A 202-nucleotide genomic window follows, 5' to 3' on the forward strand; every position below is an offset into this window, starting at 1 on the left:
TCGCGCTGCACGCTCGCTGCGCGATGAAGAGCTCCGCGCCGAGCTGGCCGACCGTGCGGCACGTTCGCTGCGCGACGGAGAACTCCGTGCCGATCGCGCTGCACGCTCGCTGCGCGATGAAGAGTTGCGCGCCGAGCTGGCCGACCGTGCGGCACGTTCGCTGCGCGACGAAGAACTCCGTGCCGATCGCGCTGCACGCTCG

At 71.3% G+C, this 202-nt stretch carries 1 protein-coding gene; it reads right to left on the reverse strand.

Annotation, left to right across the window (positions count from 1 at the left end; translation table 11 throughout):
* On the reverse strand, positions 1 to 202 hold a 202-nt coding region (locus KVT39_RS37805), incomplete at both ends, for a hypothetical protein (protein ID WP_217591558.1).

Source organism: Burkholderia sp. GbtcB21 (genome assembly GCF_019091065.1).
GTDB classification, from domain to species: domain Bacteria; phylum Pseudomonadota; class Gammaproteobacteria; order Burkholderiales; family Burkholderiaceae; genus Burkholderia; species Burkholderia pyrrocinia_C.